This window comes from Desulfosporosinus sp. FKA (assembly GCF_002196785.1).
Lineage (GTDB): Bacteria > Bacillota > Desulfitobacteriia > Desulfitobacteriales > Desulfitobacteriaceae > Desulfosporosinus > Desulfosporosinus acididurans.
Genome location: NZ_NAHZ01000029.1, coordinates 22,612 through 40,119, shown reverse-complemented (window position 1 = coordinate 40,119; position 17,508 = coordinate 22,612). Strand labels below are relative to the sequence as shown.

Sequence of the window (17,508 nt, the reverse complement as noted above, 5' to 3'; positions counted from 1 at the left end):
GATTTCATAGCTTCATCTCCATACCGCCCTGCTCCAGCCGCTCTTTGAAGATGGCTTCCAAGACCTCTTGCGACGGATGAATGAGCTTTCCGTCAATCATTTCAAATACACAGAAGTCATCCCTGTCGCATATCATCACACGGTGCTGGTAGTCCTTCTGCATCTCGACGTAGTCCTGCACCTCCTTGTTACTGCACAGCCACACGCCGGAGGTATATCGTCCGTCCGGCAGAAAGCAATAACCGCTGTACTGAGGCTCATGGTTTTTTAGATTCAACGCGTCAGCCGGACGGATCTGCGACAGCTGTAACCGGGCATGGTCAGACAGGATTTCAGGCTTTGCAATCCCAAGCACATCACTTCTGTTCCAGCGAACCTGCTCTCCGTTTGCAAGGGAGATTGTAAAGACGGACCGGCCGATAGGATTAGGATTACTTTCATTTCCTCCGGTGCAATAATATAGCTGATGCTTTGCATTCCGGTGTTCTGCAGGCAAGGAGGAAGGCCGGAGTAAGATAACCCTGTCGCTAATGGGCATATCATATCCTCTTTGCAGGCAATCCTCATGAGTAAACAACATTTTCTCATTCAAGGCGAATAGGCTCCTTTCTTTTTTCGATTATGTCCAGCAGCTTTGCAGCGATGGATATCAATGTTTCCTCCGGCATATCGCGGATGGCAGCACGCACGAATGCTTCTACAGCCTCCGGAGACTGGTCGCCGATCTCAATAAGATCAACCTTTTTTGCCGTGATGACACCCTTCTGGATTCCGAGGCACACGATATCTCCATGCTCCATTTCAGCGGCAGCACGCAGTGACTTCGGAATCAGTACACGCCCCTTGTCGTCTACGATTTTATAAATGGGCTTTGCCTTCATACGAAGTATCCCTCCTTTCTCATAACGTCCCGGACGGTGCTGGGGTCTACGCCGAGATCATCGAACAGCCCCCGCAGATCGTCCGGCAGACGATCAAGGATATCCAACGGAACAATGACAATGGCGCCCTCGGCACTAATAATATCCAAGTCGCTGTCTAATGGGATGTTCGCAGACTTCAGCAGTTCGTGGGGTATATGCAGTTCGTCCTCCGGGAGTTCATAATCCGGAGAGAATTCCCTGTCATCATCCTGCAATTCACAGAGAGGTACGGCAATCTCCACTCCCCCGGATGTGATAAGAACCAGAGGGCAGTGCTGCTTTGCTTCCTCCTGTACTATCATGGTGAAGCAGATCTCATCCCCAGGCTTCAGTCCGGCATTGCCTATGGCTTCTGCAGGAAGGACAATCTGGCCATTTTTGTCTACATCAGACTTCATTTTAATGATTTTCATTAGGGTGTTCCTCCTTTTAATTAACCCCTATAATGGGGCTATAGTTGTGGGTCAAATAGCAATTCAGAGTCGAAGAGATTCATCTGAGACGGCATGTCCTGCAGCCTTTCGCCGGTGTCGTAGTTAGAGATAAGGACTTCAGCATATTCGCAGCCGTTGTCATAGCGTTGGGCAAGGTTGTTGATTCGGCTGACCGCTTCAATGTTAAAGTCCTTGTACAGCTCTCGTATGAATTCGCAATCGTTATAGCTGACCAGCCATCTTCCCTGACAGTCTGCCAATGTATCCCGCAGGCGGTAGTGATCCTCTTTTCTGAAAATCACTTCGTAGTGTCCCTCCGTCTGATAATATGGCGGGTCGCAATATATGAAGGCATTTTCACGGTCATACTGCTTAATAAGAGCTTCAAAGTCCTTGTTCTCAATGACCGTATCCTTGAGCCTCCGGCTGCCCTGCCAAAGAAGATGAAAGGTTTTCCTGATATCGAAGGGCTGGCATCCGTAGCTGGTACATCCACTTCCGTAACTTAGCCGGATGAGACGATAGAAGACGGCGGCGCGTTTTACGTCATTCATCTGTGCGTTTTCCAGCAGGATCTGCTTGATTTCCTCAAACTGCGGTTCACTTAGAAATCTCTGCGCGATCTCCATTTCCTCCCGCAGGTACTCGTTTGTGAATTCCTCCTTCTCTAGATATTTTTTTATGACATTGAATTCATCCCGCCCATTCAGCGGAAAGAAATTCAGCTCCTTGAGAAGAGCAAAGGGACGGTCGCGGACGCAGCGGAACAGATTTGCCAGGTCTGAATTAAAATCGTTATAGACCTCCATAGCGGCATCCGGAGGCCGTCCGAACAGCACCCAACCTCCGCCGCCGAAGACCTCAATGTACCGTCCGAATTCCTTCGGCATACGCTGATAGATCATATCCCGCAGAGCCTTTTTGCCGCCCACCCAACTGATAATACTGTTCAATACATCACCTCCCTTTGCTCCGACGGCTCATTTTCTCAACGTCGGTTCTCATGCAGGAACCGTCAGGACTCCAGCAGATAAAGCCGACGCCGGGATAAGGACAGCCGGCACAGCGGGCGGTATCTTCAGGCAGAGGCAGGGAATGCTTTGCAGGGGGTGTGTTTTCTACGGCTCCTGTTTTTTCTTCCAGTTTTACATCATGCTTCATGGTTCAGCTCCTTTCTCGGAAAAACAAAAAAGGCGCTGCCTTTTTTATAAAAGACAACGCCTTCTCGTTATTTTAATTAGTTGTATGACTCACAGCAATCTGCTGCAACAAAAAAAGCGTCCTTCAGATTCATTAGAAACCAAATAGCGCTATTTGTCTGTTCACTTTTTCAAATCAAACCATCACCTGACCTCCGTATCCAAGGTCAGGCGAGCTGTTTTTCATCTCCTGCTCAAGCTTTAAGAAATAGTTTTCATGATTCCAAAAGCTGACGTAGATCTCGCCGTCAGGCGTTTTAATAGGACGCTGTTCCAGACCTTCGCCGTAGCCGTCACTGTTCTGTCCAGTCACAAAGTCAAGAAGCTCAGCGGTTTCCTCTCCTGAGAGGAACTCCTTCAGCCCAGCGGTCATGACTCCCCACAGCTCATCATCGACGATTTCCACTGACGGGTACAAGCTATACACCTTTTTATTCAGAGCTTCGTCATGGATGTATTCAGCAAGTCCTCGGTCGTTTTCAAAGAGACGGTTCTCTTTAGCGATAGCGGCAAGGATGGCGTCACCATACGTCACGGCCTCCGCAGGCGTAATCTCCACCGAATTGTCATCCAGTCCATATTCTCCTTGGGGATAAGTGATGATTCTTAAAGGAAAAAAGATACGCATTGTTTCGTTTGCCATTTCGGTTTCCTCCATTCTTTTTCGCCACATCAGGCAATAAAAAAAGGCCATGCTTCTCAAAAAAAGAAAAACATAGCCTTGTGTGCTTCCGCCTGATGGCAGTATTATAAACTAAATTATTTTAGGGTTATTATTAAAAAACAAAGGCATCAATTTATCATTCTAAACTGGCCCCCATGTTAAGGAAATTTAAAAAAGGGACTATGAAAATCTCTGTGAAACAGCTAATAGATTTAGGAGATATGCATTCTTTTTAATCTTCGGCTTTGAAATTAAGTTTTTAAATGACTTATTGCCTGAATAAGTTCTTGAGATGTTTTGGCCAAATCTTGGCTTGCAGAAGCTACTTCTTCCATTGATGCGGTTTGTTCTTCCATCGTAGCTGTCAGTGCCTGAATACGCTCTGTTGTATTATGACTCAAGATATTAATATCACGAATTACTTCATCGACACCCTGGCTATGCACTGCTATTTCTTGGACAAAGGTGTCAATTTGAGAAGCACTTTGCGCATTCTTTTCGACTAATTCTTTGAGGAAACTAAACAAGTGGCCTGCCTTTTTAACGTCATCTATACCTTCGTTGATTTTTTCCGCTTCAGCGGCATTTGCAACTACAACTTGTTCCAAACTTGCATGATTGTCTTGAATAACATTGACGATTTTTTGGGCTGCTTCTTGCGATTGTTCAGCCAGTTTTCTGACTTCTTCAGCAACAACGGCAAACCCTCGACCTTCTTCACCAGCCCGTGCTGCTTCAATCGCTGCGTTGAGGGCAAGGAGGTTGGTTTGGGCAGATATCGCCGTTATTATCTCCACAAATTCCCCAATTTCACTAGAACGTTGTTGCAGGATATGAATAAGTTCTTGAACACGCGCTGATTCATCACCGATTTCCTCCATCTGATGGACTGCACGGGTGACAGCTTCCTGCCCCTGTTGAAATTGATCAGTTGTTTGCTCGGCAATCGATAGTAAATCACGACAATCTTGCGCAATGGTTTCCATCTGTCCCGACATCTGGTTAATGGTGCCCGTTATGCGTTCAGTCGAATCGGACTCTTGCTCCGCAGTGGAGGCAACCTGGGAGATCACTGAGGAAATTTGGTCGGATGCGGAGGCGTTTTCTTCAGTAATGGCTGACAATTCCTGCGATGCCCCTGAAAGTTGTGTGCTTGCCTTCGAAATATTAAGGACAAGATTCTTAAGATTCGTTACCATCATGTTGAAAGCTTCTGCTAATTGGCCGATCTCATCTTTAGACGATATACTCAGAGCTTCAACACGAAGATCCCCACCAGCAACATCTTTGACCGTAGACATCATTTCGGTTAACGGCCTAGTAATCATTCGCGAAATAAGATATCCAATGAGCAGGGAAAGAAGCAGAGCGATTAACGGAAATAGGATTAAATCTCGAATCATCGCCTTCATACTCTGCATATCAGCCTGAATGGTGGATTGTGCTTCTTGGGTATTAAATGTAACGAGTTCCTCAAGAATTTGATTATAGCTATCTAAAAGAGGTTGGCCATTTTGTGAAAAATATGTATAAGCTCCTTGGGTATCTCCGTTTTGGGCAAGGTTAATGGCTTTATCTCTAATTTGCATATAGTTATTCATAACGTCATGGAGCTTTGGCATGCGCTCTTTCTCATAGGGTGCCGTAGCTATAGCTTCAAAGGATTTCATAGATTCTTGAACCTTATTCGTTGTCGTTTCCAACTTCTGCAAAAGGGGCTGCTTGTTTTGAATCGGAGCATAAAGCAATTCATTCGTAATCGCTTCGCCCGTTCTGGACTCTGCTTGCATGGCCTCAAGATACTGCACAGATAATGCATTATTAAAATACATATCATTAAAAACTTTCATCATCTGGTTGTTATAGGAATAGCCTATGTATCCGATGGTAGCCATAAACATGACCATGAATATAATTAATACCCTAATTTTCACAACAACCCTACTGTTACGTAACCATTTCAAATCGATCACCTTTTCCCTCTTCAAATGTCAAAAATTATAAAATTATAAAAAACGTGAGTTGTTCGAACTCTTTAGCAGAGTAATGTCCGATTCTTACCTTGCTGCTTTGCCATTAGCATTGCTTTATCCGAACCTTCAATCACTGTTCTAATATCCTTACCATCCTGCGGATAATTAGAAACACCTATTGAAAGAGTTATTTGAATTTTATTTTCATCTTTTATTTCACTTGCTTTTAGGCGAATTTTTTCGGCAATGTTTAGAGCATCTACTTTTTTACATTTTTTCAAAAGAACAACAATCTCTTCACCGCCATAACGATAAACCTTATCCTCTTGACGAACTTCATTTCTTATAACAGTTGAAACTTCTCTTAGAACCCTATCTCCAACTTCATGTCCGAATCTATTATTAAATTCCCTAAAATTATCAATATCAATGAATAGACAAGAATAACCTTTATCGTGTTTGAAACTATTCAAGTCGTATTCCAAAGCCCGTCGATTGAATAGTCCCGTTAACTTATCTGTTAAAGTATCTAATTCTAGAAGTCTATTAGTTCTTTCTAACTTCAGAAATCTCTTAAAAATTTTTAAGGCAATAAAAAAGTTGATAAGCCCAAATAACGCTCCCATACTCAAACAATGAATCAGTTTATCTGAAAAATAAGGCATTACAATCTCATGATAAACCAGACCAAAAAGTATCCCGATGAGCAACATTGTGCCTAATAAAGCTAATACATGATTACTAAAGTTTTTATTCAATTAAGTTCATCCTTTTTTCAAGTCACTATTAATTTAACTCTTAAATACAATCTATTCTACATATTTTTACTAATTCCTCTTCTAATAGATTCTTTTCTGTAATCAAAATCCATTCGAACAAGTGCTCTTTAATTTTTTTATGACAAAATACCCCTCAGATTTCAAGAAAGCAGCCTTTCGGCTGCTTTCTCGAAATCATTACCCCAGTTCTGCTGCAAGGTTCATTAATTTTTCTCGTTGGGAAAGTGCCTCTTGTTCCAATATCTTCGCCTCAACTTTTATTTCCAAGCCTTCAAGCTGTTTTAGGTCGGACTCCAGTTCCTTTATTCTTGTTTCCAAGTGACTTGCTTGCTCAAGCAGATCCTGTTTATTTAGCAAATGTTCTCTGGCCTTTTGCTCATCGATGGCGATCGTTCCCTCGGCCAACTTCTCTTCAAGTGCCATCTGGTTCTTGAGTTGATCACTGTTTTGGTTGAGTTCGCTGATTAAGGAACTCATTTGTTCCTTAGCCTTTGCAATCTCTGCTTTCTTTGAATTAAGCTTACTCACTTCTGAAGATTCCCTAACAGGAGTGCGTTCCTTTTGAAATTTTCTCGTACTGGATTCCTTTTCGGAAGTTCTTTCTCGCAAACTAGCCAAGTCATCTAAGGTAAAGTTTCCTCGATTCAATCGATCCAGGGCATCATAATATTGTTCCCGCTCAATGGTTCCTTCAGCATAAAGTTTTTTGATTTCACCTTGAATAAGTTCCCGATCACTTAATCGTTCAGGTGCATAGGAACGTGGATAAGGCTCGTAAGGCTGTTCATAGTGCCCTGTGCCACATCCTCCGTAACCAAACATTATATTCCTAAAACCTCCGCCGCACATATCAATTTCCCCCTAATCTACTTTAGTGATTTGAAGCCAGTTTCTCTCTTAAGCGAGCCAATTCTTCTTCTACTTTTGACGTTTTACCGATATCGTTAAGTCTTCGTTCAATATCATCGGTTTTGGAATCAAAAGCATCTGAAATAACCCCTTGTTCTGTCAATTCATCAATAGCCTTTACTCTGGCCTGCATATCCAAGATTTTCGATTCAGCCCTTTCGATGGTTTTGCCTACATCTTCTGCGTCAGAGCCGATGGAAGTCATCATCTCTTTAACCTTGAGTTGGGCTTGAGAGGCTGTATAAACGGCTTTGAGTTCTTCTTTTTTACTGCGGAAATTGGCAATTTTCCGTTTTAATTCGTCCTGGCTATGCACGGTACTTTTAAGCTGCTGTTCCATCTCGATAAGTTGATTCTCTAGGTCTTGGATTCTTGCTTCGGCTTCTGCTTTACGATTAAGAGCTTCGCGGGCTAAATCCTCCTGACCCAGCGCCAAAGCTTTCTCAGCATGTTTCTCGTAATTGGCAGCCGTTTGTAGTAATTCATCCCGCTGCATTTCAATTCGTTTCTTCGCCGTCGTTAATTGCACGGCATTTTGAGATATTTTTTGCAGAGATTCTTCCATTTTGCGTAAACTGTAATCCAACATGTCGCTGGGATTTTCAACACGATCAAGTGTCTGATCGACTTTCGTTTCGAAAAGTTGTTTTAAACGGACAAGTATTCCCATCTGAATCTAACCCCCTGTTTTTTTAGTTTATTGGATTGAGGAACAAAGTAACTAATTCTAGTTTAAGACTTCATTGAGAAGACTCCATGAATAACCTTTGAATTTTTTGTGAAGGTGCCTATTAGGATTTAGCTTTCCTCACTTATACGTGGTGACCGCAAGCGCAAAATTAACCCTGCGATAATTGCTACAGCAATCATGGCCACACTGCTCCATTGAGCCGTCGTTAAGGCCAGTACTCGTGGACTGTCCCCCCGCAAAAATTCCAAGCTGAATCGTCCGATTGAATACAAGATAATATAGGCTAAAAAAACATAGCCTGTAGTCCACTTGCGCCACTTGGCCATCATGAGGATCAGGGCAAACACGATCATATCCCATTGTCCTTCCCAAACCTCTGCTGGCCAAAGGGGTTGACTGCCAAAAACACTATAGGCTGGCGTTCCAGGCGGATAGACTAATCCATACCCGAGATTGGTCGGACTGCCATAGGCATCACCATTGAGTAAACAGGCGATGCGTCCGACAGATTGCCCAAAGATTAGCCCTGGGGCAGCAATATCTGCCAGTTTCCAGAAATCGATATGTTTTGTTCGTGTGTAAATCCAGCCTGCAACGGCGGCTCCGACAAGCGCACCGAGGATGGACATCCCCCCGCGCCAGATCATTATAATTTCCTGGAGATGCGTCGCATAGTAATCCCATTCATAGAAGAAGACCTGCCAGATTCGTGCCCCAATAAGACCGCCGATCAGTCCATAAATTACAATATCTATAAGATACTGGCGATAGTCCTTTTCCTTTTCATTGTTGGCAAGGGTATAAGCTACACCCAATCCCAGTAAGAGAGCTAGGGCCACAATAATCCCATAAGAACGCAGTGAAAATGAGCCGATATTAAAAAAGATTTGCCTCATAGTGGACTCCTTTCGTGTTTTTATATTGTCTTTAAATATTGAAATTCAAATTGGGAAAACTACACAAAAAACTTATTCTCTATGAAAAGGATGTGGTGAAATTGGATCAGGAAACGCTCCTCACTCGCAAACGCTATAATCGAACCTCCATCTTTTATGATGTCATGGATCAAATGATTAAATCCGATACGAGAAAAACAATTTTAAGCCAAGCGATAGGCAAGGTCTTAGAAGTAGGAGTCGGAACGGGTAAAAATCTTGAATTCTATCCATCGGATTGTCAAGTGACGGGTATTGACCTCAGTCCTGGGATGTTGGAAAAGGCCAGAATTAAAGCGAACAAGCTCAACTTACCTGTGAACCTTATTGAAATGGATGCTCAGCATATGGATTTTTCTGACCATCATTTTGATACGGTGGTGGCAACGTGTGTATTCTGCTCTGTTCCTGACCCAATTAAGGGTTTGAAAGAAATTAAACGGGTGTGCAAACGCAATGGAAAAATCATCTTGTTAGAGCATGTGAGAAGTGATAATCCAGTGCTCGGCAAAATCATGGATATTTTAGATCCCTTAACGGTTCGTATGATGGGACCGCATATTAACCGCAGAACCGTTGAAAATATTGAAAAAGCAGGCATTCATATTCAGAGTGTACAGAATCAAGGCATAAACATTTTAAAGCTTATTATTGGTGAACCCTGATTCGAAGATAACTAACCCTACCATAAAATGAAGGGGGAATTCATTTGAAAGCTCACTATTGGCTCTTTCTACTTTTTATTCTAGGTTTTGCTACGGCATGTAATAGAACTCCCCAGATGCCTCCTCAATCCCAGATGCCACAAGCGCAAGCCCCGCCCCAGGGAGCAGCCCCCAATCAAGGTTATCCCCCGAATCAATTTGGTCCAGGCATGATGTATAGTAATCAGGGACCCTACAATCAAAACCCTGCCCAAAATTTTAAGAGTAATGGCGAACGCATTTATTTTACAGGCCAAGATAATTCAGGGACTTATATTCGGGCCAACTCGATTGGTATGCCGATGTCTTCAATGACATCAGGTTGCTATGGATGTCACGGTCCTGAAGCCAAAGGCGGAACGATCGGTTTTATGATGGGAACCATTGACGTTCCAGATATCCGCTACAAGACATTGTCTGCAAAAGATCCCGATATGGAACATGAGCCGTATACCGTCGAAACTTTAAAACGAGCCATTACTCAAGGAGTAGACCCTGGCGGTAATCCTCTGAATCCACCAATGCCAAGATGGCAGATGAGTCCTCAAGATTTAGATGATATTGTTTCCTATTTGAAATCTCTTCCTTAATTATTTAAAGGATTTAGTTTAAGGCATTACGATGTGACAAGTTTAAGATTCATAAATTGCTTGATGGCGTCATCAATATCTGCTTCACTCATAAAATTCATGGCTGATTCAACGTAGCGTTGTGCTTCTAATAAAGCCACTTTATGAATCGCAGCACGAATGGCTGAAAGCTGTGTTAATACCTCTTGATGAGGCCGTTGGTTTAAAATCATGTTTTCTACTCCAGTTAAATGACCCCGAATCACTTTAAGCCGCTTGACAATATGATCTTCAGTAGTGGGTTGTGTCCTTAAAGCCATAGGACGCTCCTTTCATCAAATATAAATTGGTTGTGAAGAAGTGAGGCCACCAAAAAGGTGGCTCTCTCTACTTAATTTAATCTTGTTTTATTTGCTCGCTTCGATAATCTTAATCAAGTCAGCTTCAACTTGAGCTGCAAAGTCCTCTAGATTGGGATTTTCAAACGTTTTACTTAAGTGTGTCGGTCGAATCATGCTGATGATGATTTCCCCGTTTTCACTTTCATAAACGTTGATCCTGCACGGCATGAGTAAGCTGACCGTAATATCGACTTGCAAAGCTGTATTTGCGTATTTGGCATTGCATACTTCAATGATTTTGAGCGGTTTAATGACAAAACCTTTTTCGCCAAGGGTAGCCATGACATCATGGATGTGGAGGACTCGAAAACTATGACTAGCTGCTTGTTCTTTAACTTGTTCTACTGTTTCCGCAAATGATTTTGAAGCGGTTACTTCATAAACAGGATTATTCATGACGATTTACTCCTTTTCATTTTTGTTGAATTTAATGTATCAATGGATTTACTGGATTTATTGAAGGTCGTTTTTACGACGTTGGTATTCTTCGGCATCAATTTCACCTCTGGCATAACGCTCGCGAAGGATGTCTAAAGGGTTATTATCTCGTGTGTAGTGACCGACTGTGGTTCTTGAACTATAGTTTCGAAATAGCTTAACCCCTATCACAATTAAGGCAATCCAAAAGGCAAGCTGCAACGCCATACCGATTAATCCCATCCACCAGTAATTACCGTTTCCTAAAAGACCGTTACCATAACCACTATAACCCCACATATTGCCCCAACCCATCATGATAATTTCCTCCTTTTTAATACGATATTTCTTGACTATTAGTTTAGGGGTGAAGATTTAATTTAGGAAAGCACTTTTTTGCGTTCCATAAATTCCTGTTCGCTGATTTCTCCGCGGGCATATCGTTCACGCAGAATATCCAGCGCTTCCCTGGAGGGATCTCTTGAACTACGAAGATTTGTTGTAAAAACCGAATTCCTTTTATTTTGCTGTTGAAACAGATAGATTGCTCCTATCACTAAAAGGATCAAAATGATAAACATTTATTTTCCCTCCTTTCAAACATTAGTTTTTCCATAACTAAATTTTGTATGGCTAGAAATTTTTTCGTTTTCAATGGATTCAGTTTAACACCGTCTTGAGATTAACCTGTGAAAAAGTTATGCTTTTTTTATGAAGACCCCTATACCCAGCGATGGTATTAACGATAATTTTTGTTAACTTGGGTTATAAATTTCGGATTAATGACAAATAATACAGGAGATATTTTATAAAGGAGGTTCTACTATGCCAATTGCCACAAATGCTACCGCAGAGTTTCAAGCCTGTATCGATGCCTGTAACGCTTGTATGCAAGCCTGTGAGGAATGCTATACAGCGTGTCTTAATGAACCTGATGTGGAGGCTAGGCGTCGTTGCATTCAGATTCTTCGGGATTGCGCCGATATCTGTTCGATGGCTTCTCAATACATGTCCCGCAGCAGTGAATTTGCTAAGGCTATCTGCAATATTTGTGCTACAATTTGTGATGCTTGTGCCACAGAATGCGCTAAGATGAAGGACGATCACTGTCAGAAATGTGCAGATGAATGCCGCAAGTGTGCTGATGAATGCCGTAAAATGGCTGGTTAAATTAAACTAATTTTTGACCAAAAGTCTCTTCCTTATACGGATAAGAGACTTATGAATTTTTCCTCTCTATACTCTTTTGACTTTCGTCGTTGTTTCAAAATAAGTAAACAGACACGTTTATGATTCGTGTCTGTTTACTTATTTTTATAAAGTGTTTGTCCGTAAACGTCAATACAACAAAACAGTGTAGCAGAAAGATTATGCTACAGTAGAATATAGTAACTAAACATAAGGAGTGGGTTGTATTGTCTAATAGATACATGAATTATCCTGGGTTTAAACCAGGAGATGAAGTTATAGCCCTTGCGTTCCATCCGCCAGAGATTCGAAGCGGAACAAAAGCAACAATTCTATCACCACGGGTAGAAGGTCTTTATGCAGTTCAATTACCCGATGGAGAACTGCATCGGTGGTTTGCAGGCTCAGAGTTAGAGGCTATTGATCTAAATCCTCAATGTTTTGGAACTCATCAGGTTGGAGATCTTGTCAGAGTACTGAATAACCAAGGCCATCCGCCGAAGATTTATAAAGGTATGGTCGTTAAAGTCGTTAAGGTTTTTCCACAAGCTCTTTTTTATGATTTAAGATTAGAAAATGGTAAATATCATCGGTGGCTGGCTGACTTTGAAATTATTCCTTCGAATTTAGTCTAAAAAGGACGGACATTCTGACGTTACAATTTCTATAGCGAGAAAAGGCGGTCTATGCCGCCTTTTCTCGTTTCAGGTCTTATCTGCCTGATTGATACATTCCTTGAAGTTGGCCCATCATTTGATTCATTTTACCTACATTCTGGGCGCCAATTTCTTTCTTAAGTTCTTGGTCCGAATTCATGAGAGATTGCATACGACCAAAATCTTGGTTTTGCATCGCTTGCTGCATATCAGAGGAGTTGTGTAAATCCTGCATTGCAGGAGAACTCATGAATTGCTGTTGTTGTTGAGGGGTAAAGGTTTCATTCATTAGGGTTTGCATTTTGGAAAACAATGACCCATCGGAATTTGTAGTCGTATCAGCCAGAACTGGAAGAGCCATCAAACCAACTGCAAGAACAGCAGTTCCCACAGTTACACCTAATTTAGTTGTTAACTTTCTCATACTCAATTGCCTCCTAAAATTTTTAAAGTGTTTCTGACACCTCTTACAATACACGTGACTTACGACTTCTGAATGAATAAAGTGTGAAAATCTAATGAATCAAAAAAGAATATTTTGGTTAAGCTTTTCATCCAAAATTCATAAGTCATTCATTGTCTTGTCATGATTAGACAATATAATCTTTCCATGACAGCAAAGCTATAACAAAAGAAAGGAATGGATAAGGATGAGAAAAACACCATTGATTTTAGGACTGGCACTTCTAGCAGTCCTTGGGCTTACCAGTACTACATTTGCTTATATGAGTAGTTATAGTACAGGAGGCTTCGGGATGATGGGCGGATACGGTATGATGGGGGGGTATGGTTATACCAATAATAACGATCATGTCATTAGTTCGAATCAAACTGACGACATAATGAACAAGTCTCTCGAAAATGCAACCGTTGACAAAACAAATAATGTTATCTCGTTTAATCAACCCGATGTTAATCTTACTCTTTTAGGGGGACCAGAATATGCCGACGGCAAATTTGTTGCAGGGGGCTTAGTAAACCCAACGATTAAAGTTAAGAAAGGTTCCAAAGTTACTCTTAACTTTATCAATGAAGATGAAGGGATGCCGCATGGAATAGAAGTGATCGCTTCTCCTCCACCCTATAGCTATATGACGATGATGCAAGGACCGCTCTATCCTGGTGCCTATGTTCCTGTTATACCCCAGGCCGAAAATGAACGATATCCCAATGCTTCTGCTACGTTTGTAGCTTCGCAAAGCGGTACGTATTATTATATTTGTCAAGTACCAGGGCATGCGGCAAAAGGGATGTACGGGGAATTAATCATCCAATAAATTCAATCATGCAATTAATTTATTTTAGGCTTAGGCTTTTAAAATACAACATTTGTATAATTATATATTTGTAATCTAGAAACAAATGGCCCTCAGCACGTTGTGGCCTTTCTATTGAAGGGTATAAAAAATAGTAGAATTTATTCTAGTGAAAAGGCCACTAAAAAAGCGGTCTTTACTTCTAGTTTATCTTCCCTATGCAAACAGCTTAATTTTTGTTCTTTACCCTGTCATCTTCAAAAACACCGAATGTCATCTATAAAATGCGCCAAAAAACCGGGCCAAAAAATGCACTTTTTCAGCCCGATTTTTGCTCATTTTTTACTCCTTAACCACTATATGTAGTGGTTAAACCGTCTTATTTGCCCTTCTGACCACTATACGTCATCATTATTATACTCTCAACGTGCACCGTCCACGGAAACATATCCACCGGCTGTACCTCAGCCACTTGATATCCCCCATTCTGCAATATCCCAAGATCTCGCGCCAATGTCCCCGGATCACAGGAGACATAGATGATCTGCTCCGGCTTCAATTCCAACAATCGTTCTAACACGCTCTTGTGGGCTCCGGCTCGGGGAGGATCGAGAACTACAATATCCGGTTGGTCGATGATTTGACGGAAGGTATCCTCCACTTTTCCAGCAATAAACTCTACATTATCAATTCGGTTATACTTAGCATTTTCCTTGGCATCTTTCACAGCGTAGGGATTTTCTTCAATTCCCCAGACCTTTTTGGCTTTTGCAGCTAAAGCCAAGGTAATAGTCCCAATTCCGCAGTAAAGATCCCAGACTACTTTCTCGTTTGAAAGCTCTGCCCAATCCAACACCGTTTGATAAAGTCTGCGGGTCTGAGCAGGATTGACTTGCAGGAAGGCCAGGGGAGAGATCTTGAACTCAGCTTCCAACACGCTCTCGGTAAAATCCCCTCGACCTGCGATGCGCACCGGCTCTCCGGAACTGTTGATGCTCCAGACCCAGCGGAGTCCTAAGCCAATTTCATTATGTACTGTCCCCTTCCTTTCTTCGTCGGGCTCGGACGATACCCCAGACTTCTGTGCATCTGATAAAAAATCATCCCTTTCCCTCAGAGAAACATTTTCCATGGAATCCAAAATCAGCATTCCTTCTCCTTGAGAATTTTCCCTGAAGGTAAGCGAGGTAAGCCGGGAAAGGGATTTCTCGTTCTGTTTGCTCAGAAGCCTTTCCACTTCCTCTACCCAGCGATTCATTTTTTCACTGATCAAAAGGCAGTCACTAAACCGAACCGTCGCTTTACTTTTTTCCTGATAATAACCAATGCTGCCTGGTTCTCCCCAATGGAGCCGGGCTTTGTTGCGATAGCGCCAGGGATAATCCATCCCAATAGTTAGATGAATCTTAGCGTTATCCAGTTGTATTTTACCGATTCTGGCAAGAGCATCGGCCACCCACTGTCTCTTCCAGACTAAAGTCTGCTCATACTTAAGGTGCTGCAGTTGGCAGCCGCCGCAAACAGAGTAAACACTGCAAGGAGGGTTGACCCGGTCTACAGATTTCTTTAAAATCTTTAGCAATTTTCCACGCTGCCAGTTTTTCTTTGCTTCCGCAATCTGAACCTGGCCTATTTCCCCGGGCAGCAAGCCAGGCACAAAGGTAGCTTTGCCCTCATAATACCCCACAGCCATTCCGTCCGAGGAAAGACGAAGGCATTCCAATTCAATTACACCGATGGCATTGGCTTTCCCATTAACCGGATACTTTGATTTCACCTTTCTTCCTCCCCAATGTATTCCAGTTCATTGTAAATTCAGATATCCATTCTGTCCAATAACTTGTTCTCTGCAAAAACTAGAGCTCGTTCCTCTTTCGCATAATCATAAACTGGAGTTGGTATTCCAGAGGAAGGTTGATTCGCCCACAAGAGCGAATTCATCTATGGATGGTTGCTTCATCCTATCGACTTCTTTTCTTTCTGCCTGCAATAATTTCCACTTGAAAACCTTTCCGGCTCTGCCGAACGGTCGCCGCCATAAATCCAAAAAACATGGCCGCCCATATTCCGCCCGTAACGATAACTCCCAGAAAAACCCGCCAAGCGGTTGCCCACAAGAGGGGGCGGCTAAGAAGATAGATCCCATAAATCAGCCCTGACAGTAAACCTCCTTTATAGGTTACAACCGGAAGGTCTCTAAGAGCAGAAACCAACTCACTCGGCAAAAAAAGATAGGTTAAGCCCACAGCTAATAAAAGTATGAAGAATAAGTTTATCAGGTACATAAACAAGGAAGCGCCTGGGGCGATCCTTTGTTGAGGGGTATCGGGATTGTAACGGCAGTTATTAATTGAATAAAACAGCCCAATAGAACTTGATCCTAAAGAGAGGAATACCGCTCCCACGGCCAAAGCAACAATGAGGGTCTTAGAAACCCCTATAGCCAGTGCAGTCCCAACTAACAGTACTTCCATTAACACCAAAGTAGGTAAAATGGCAGCCAGTAACTTGCCCCATACGACCGGCCATCCGGCAAGAGGTACACTGTTTAAGAGCCAGTCTGATTCTCCCTCACGGCCAAACGATTGTAACGCCATATTTCCACTGAACATAATGGTATACATGATTAGCACGGTCATTAATGTGCTGTGTGAAGTCTTGACGGACGAAAATAAAAACTGTCCAATAAAGAAAAGCATAATAATCAAAGGAACTAAGTAGCCGAACCACTCCCGGGTATCACGCTTCATAGAGAACAGATCCTTTTTGGCTACGGCCCACATTCCTAACCAGGGAGATGCTGGAGCTGCGACGTCTTGCTTAAGCATAGCAAGGGAAGGGGCCTTCTGCAGTTTTACCCCCCTCTCTTCTGTCTGAGCCTTGCGCCGTTTTCCCCTTTCCCCTTGACTTAGGGAAATGAATCCTCTGCGGAATCCTTTCTCAACAAGATTAAAGGCAATTAAGAAGAGTAATACTCCGACCAACAGTATTAACAGACTCCAGCCTAAGCCCCCTAGGAAATTTTGTGATACACCCGCAACCAGTGCCGACGAACCCCAACCCCAGGGGAAAAATTTCATGACACTAAGCATTTGTTTTTGCTGTTCCAACCAAGAGCCAAGATCGAATTTGTTTCGACTGTTCATTAGCATATTGGGGAGCTGAAAACTAAGGGCAATGATAATTCCTCCCAAAGCCCCTATGAAGCCGATTGCTTCCTTACTGCGATGGGGCGGAATAATACGCATAACCAACAGATTAATCAATTCAGCGATCGCCGTTCCCATTGCCCATAAACCAAGTCCGACCAACAAAACCAGAATATAAAATGAGGCTCTTGCTTGAAAAAGCAAACCGTAAAACAGTCCGGGTAAGAAGGCAAACAAAACAGCTGTTAAAAAATTGCTGCCAATAATCACTACCGATTTAACAGCAAACACAGCTTTGATAGGTACCGGTGCCATAAACAAGAGCTCAAGATCGTCTGACATATAAAGGGCAACAAAGGCTCCTGTAATACCAAAAAAGATCTGTCCCCCTAAGCCGACCATAAATAACATCGAGAGGAAACCCTGGACCGTATCGGGTGACAGAGTTCTTAAAGACCCATAAGCGTAAATTCCCAGGGAAACGACAATCGCAATTACCCCTATTAAAAGCCCTCCCATGCCGATAAGGGCTCTTGCCGGCCTATGACGCAGTTTATTCCAACTAACTTGCAGTTGATTTCTAAGCAGCAGTATAAAATTTTGCCAAAATGATTGTTCCTGCGGCGGACTCTCCAAAGGCGGAGGCAATAGGATTTTCATT

At 42.6% G+C, this 17,508-nt stretch carries 23 protein-coding genes; 5 read left to right on the top strand and 18 right to left on the bottom strand.

The features are described from left to right. Positions 1-4: 4 nt before the first annotated feature. The 11 genes from B5771_RS12970 to lgt form a co-directional block, all read right to left on the bottom strand. Complete coding sequence (locus B5771_RS12970; RefSeq protein WP_088187892.1) at positions 5-592, bottom strand: hypothetical protein; 588 nt, start codon at positions 590-592, stop codon at positions 5-7. Then, entirely contained in the window at positions 585-881 is a 297-nt protein-coding gene (locus B5771_RS12965) for an AbrB family transcriptional regulator (protein ID WP_088187891.1), read from the bottom strand. Before B5771_RS12965 ends, B5771_RS12970 begins: the two co-directional genes overlap by 8 nt. Further along, a complete protein-coding gene (locus B5771_RS12960; protein ID WP_088187890.1) occupies positions 878-1,336 on the bottom strand; it encodes an AbrB/MazE/SpoVT family DNA-binding domain-containing protein in 459 nt (152 codons plus the stop codon). The genes B5771_RS12965 and B5771_RS12960 overlap by 4 nt, the downstream gene beginning before the upstream one ends. Positions 1,337-1,374: 38 nt before the next feature. Continuing rightward, on the bottom strand, positions 1,375-2,310 hold the full coding sequence (locus B5771_RS12955; protein WP_088187889.1) for a DNA adenine methylase: 936 nt from the start codon (positions 2,308-2,310) through the stop codon (positions 1,375-1,377). A gap of 4 nt (positions 2,311-2,314) precedes the next feature. Next, positions 2,315-2,518: a hypothetical protein gene (locus tag B5771_RS12950; protein WP_088187888.1), complete on the bottom strand. Its 204-nt coding sequence runs from the start codon at positions 2,516-2,518 to the stop codon at positions 2,315-2,317. Positions 2,519-2,692: 174 nt separating this feature from the next. Further along, entirely contained in the window at positions 2,693-3,199 is a 507-nt protein-coding gene (locus B5771_RS12945; protein ID WP_088187887.1) for a hypothetical protein, read from the bottom strand. Positions 3,200-3,471: 272 nt separating this feature from the next. Beyond that, entirely contained in the window at positions 3,472-5,193 is a 1,722-nt protein-coding gene (locus B5771_RS12940; protein ID WP_088187886.1) for a methyl-accepting chemotaxis protein, read from the bottom strand. 62 nt (positions 5,194-5,255) lie between these two features. Next, positions 5,256-5,951, bottom strand: a complete 696-nt coding sequence (locus tag B5771_RS12935) for a GGDEF domain-containing protein (protein WP_088187885.1) — start codon at positions 5,949-5,951, stop codon at positions 5,256-5,258. Between the two features lie 198 nt (positions 5,952-6,149). Further along, complete coding sequence (locus B5771_RS12930; protein ID WP_088187884.1) at positions 6,150-6,821, bottom strand: YqgQ family protein; 672 nt, start codon at positions 6,819-6,821, stop codon at positions 6,150-6,152. Between the two features lie 22 nt (positions 6,822-6,843). After that, entirely contained in the window at positions 6,844-7,551 is a 708-nt protein-coding gene (locus tag B5771_RS12925; protein ID WP_088187883.1) for a PspA/IM30 family protein, read from the bottom strand. Positions 7,552-7,679: 128 nt separating this feature from the next. Continuing rightward, positions 7,680-8,468 carry a prolipoprotein diacylglyceryl transferase gene (gene lgt / locus B5771_RS12920; RefSeq protein ID WP_088187882.1) on the bottom strand — a complete coding sequence of 263 codons (789 nt, stop codon included), beginning with the start codon at positions 8,466-8,468 and terminating at the stop codon, positions 7,680-7,682. 95 nt (positions 8,469-8,563) lie between these two features. On the opposite strand from lgt, the gene B5771_RS12915 reads away from it, so the two are divergent. Both B5771_RS12915 and B5771_RS12910 read left to right on the top strand, forming a co-directional pair. Then, positions 8,564-9,172: a class I SAM-dependent methyltransferase gene (locus tag B5771_RS12915; RefSeq protein ID WP_348982948.1), complete on the top strand. Its 609-nt coding sequence runs from the start codon at positions 8,564-8,566 to the stop codon at positions 9,170-9,172. 44 nt (positions 9,173-9,216) lie between these two features. Further along, positions 9,217-9,801: a cytochrome c gene (locus B5771_RS12910; protein WP_088187880.1), complete on the top strand. Its 585-nt coding sequence runs from the start codon at positions 9,217-9,219 to the stop codon at positions 9,799-9,801. Between the two features lie 26 nt (positions 9,802-9,827). On the opposite strand, the gene B5771_RS12905 is transcribed toward B5771_RS12910, so the two are convergent. From B5771_RS12905 to B5771_RS12890, 4 genes are all read right to left on the bottom strand, one after another. Then, a complete protein-coding gene (locus tag B5771_RS12905; protein WP_088187879.1) occupies positions 9,828-10,100 on the bottom strand; it encodes a metal-sensing transcriptional repressor in 273 nt (90 codons plus the stop codon). A gap of 87 nt (positions 10,101-10,187) precedes the next feature. Continuing rightward, positions 10,188-10,577 (bottom strand): DUF302 domain-containing protein, encoded by a 390-nt coding sequence (locus B5771_RS12900; protein ID WP_088187878.1) that lies wholly within the window; start codon positions 10,575-10,577, stop codon positions 10,188-10,190. A 57-nt stretch (positions 10,578-10,634) separates the two neighbouring features. Next, entirely contained in the window at positions 10,635-10,916 is a 282-nt protein-coding gene (locus B5771_RS12895) for an SHOCT domain-containing protein (protein WP_088187877.1), read from the bottom strand. Between the two features lie 62 nt (positions 10,917-10,978). Beyond that, complete coding sequence (locus B5771_RS12890) at positions 10,979-11,179, bottom strand: SHOCT domain-containing protein (RefSeq protein ID WP_088187876.1); 201 nt, start codon at positions 11,177-11,179, stop codon at positions 10,979-10,981. A 244-nt stretch (positions 11,180-11,423) separates the two neighbouring features. Between B5771_RS12890 and B5771_RS12885 the strand changes: the two genes are divergently transcribed. Both B5771_RS12885 and B5771_RS12880 read left to right on the top strand, forming a co-directional pair. Then, entirely contained in the window at positions 11,424-11,768 is a 345-nt protein-coding gene (locus tag B5771_RS12885; RefSeq protein ID WP_088187875.1) for a four-helix bundle copper-binding protein, read from the top strand. A gap of 245 nt (positions 11,769-12,013) precedes the next feature. Beyond that, entirely contained in the window at positions 12,014-12,421 is a 408-nt protein-coding gene (locus B5771_RS12880; protein WP_140417733.1) for a hypothetical protein, read from the top strand. Between the two features lie 76 nt (positions 12,422-12,497). Here the strand turns inward: B5771_RS12880 and B5771_RS12875 are convergent, their stop codons facing one another. Beyond that, complete coding sequence (locus B5771_RS12875) at positions 12,498-12,866, bottom strand: hypothetical protein (RefSeq protein WP_088187873.1); 369 nt, start codon at positions 12,864-12,866, stop codon at positions 12,498-12,500. A gap of 226 nt (positions 12,867-13,092) precedes the next feature. On the opposite strand from B5771_RS12875, the gene B5771_RS12870 reads away from it, so the two are divergent. Next, positions 13,093-13,719, top strand: coding sequence for a plastocyanin/azurin family copper-binding protein (locus B5771_RS12870; RefSeq protein WP_207652695.1), 627 nt, complete (start codon positions 13,093-13,095; stop codon positions 13,717-13,719). 358 nt (positions 13,720-14,077) lie between these two features. Here the strand turns inward: B5771_RS12870 and rlmD are convergent, their stop codons facing one another. Together rlmD and B5771_RS12860 are read right to left on the bottom strand one after the other, a co-directional pair. Then, positions 14,078-15,475, bottom strand: a complete 1,398-nt coding sequence (gene rlmD, locus B5771_RS12865) for a 23S rRNA (uracil(1939)-C(5))-methyltransferase RlmD (protein WP_088187872.1) — start codon at positions 15,473-15,475, stop codon at positions 14,078-14,080. Positions 15,476-15,659: 184 nt separating this feature from the next. After that, positions 15,660-17,507 carry a putative ABC exporter domain-containing protein gene (locus B5771_RS12860; protein WP_088187871.1) on the bottom strand — a complete coding sequence of 616 codons (1,848 nt, stop codon included), beginning with the start codon at positions 17,505-17,507 and terminating at the stop codon, positions 15,660-15,662. Position 17,508 lies beyond the last annotated feature (1 nt).

Excerpts from the sequence above, each read along its gene's own strand:
- B5771_RS12960 (WP_088187890.1), bottom strand. The coding sequence starts at position 1,336 with ATGAAAATCATTAAAATGAAGTCTGATGTAGACAAAAATGGCCAGATT.
- B5771_RS12870 (WP_207652695.1), top strand. The coding sequence starts at position 13,093 with ATGAGAAAAACACCATTGATTTTAGGACTGGCACTTCTAGCAGTCCTT.
- B5771_RS12885 (WP_088187875.1), top strand. The coding sequence starts at position 11,424 with ATGCCAATTGCCACAAATGCTACCGCAGAGTTTCAAGCCTGTATCGAT.
- B5771_RS12950 (WP_088187888.1), bottom strand. The coding sequence starts at position 2,518 with ATGAAGCATGATGTAAAACTGGAAGAAAAAACAGGAGCCGTAGAAAAC.
- B5771_RS12875 (WP_088187873.1), bottom strand. The coding sequence starts at position 12,866 with ATGAGAAAGTTAACAACTAAATTAGGTGTAACTGTGGGAACTGCTGTT.
- B5771_RS12860 (WP_088187871.1), bottom strand. The coding sequence starts at position 17,507 with ATGAAAATCCTATTGCCTCCGCCTTTGGAGAGTCCGCCGCAGGAACAA.
- B5771_RS12945 (WP_088187887.1), bottom strand. The coding sequence starts at position 3,199 with ATGGCAAACGAAACAATGCGTATCTTTTTTCCTTTAAGAATCATCACT.
- B5771_RS12890 (WP_088187876.1), bottom strand. The coding sequence starts at position 11,179 with ATGTTTATCATTTTGATCCTTTTAGTGATAGGAGCAATCTATCTGTTT.
- B5771_RS12925 (WP_088187883.1), bottom strand. The coding sequence starts at position 7,551 with ATGGGAATACTTGTCCGTTTAAAACAACTTTTCGAAACGAAAGTCGAT.
- B5771_RS12905 (WP_088187879.1), bottom strand. The coding sequence starts at position 10,100 with ATGGCTTTAAGGACACAACCCACTACTGAAGATCATATTGTCAAGCGG.
- lgt (WP_088187882.1), bottom strand. The coding sequence starts at position 8,468 with ATGAGGCAAATCTTTTTTAATATCGGCTCATTTTCACTGCGTTCTTAT.
- B5771_RS12900 (WP_088187878.1), bottom strand. The coding sequence starts at position 10,577 with ATGAATAATCCTGTTTATGAAGTAACCGCTTCAAAATCATTTGCGGAA.
- B5771_RS12965 (WP_088187891.1), bottom strand. The coding sequence starts at position 881 with ATGAAGGCAAAGCCCATTTATAAAATCGTAGACGACAAGGGGCGTGTA.
- B5771_RS12895 (WP_088187877.1), bottom strand. The coding sequence starts at position 10,916 with ATGATGGGTTGGGGCAATATGTGGGGTTATAGTGGTTATGGTAACGGT.
- B5771_RS12930 (WP_088187884.1), bottom strand. The coding sequence starts at position 6,821 with ATGTGCGGCGGAGGTTTTAGGAATATAATGTTTGGTTACGGAGGATGT.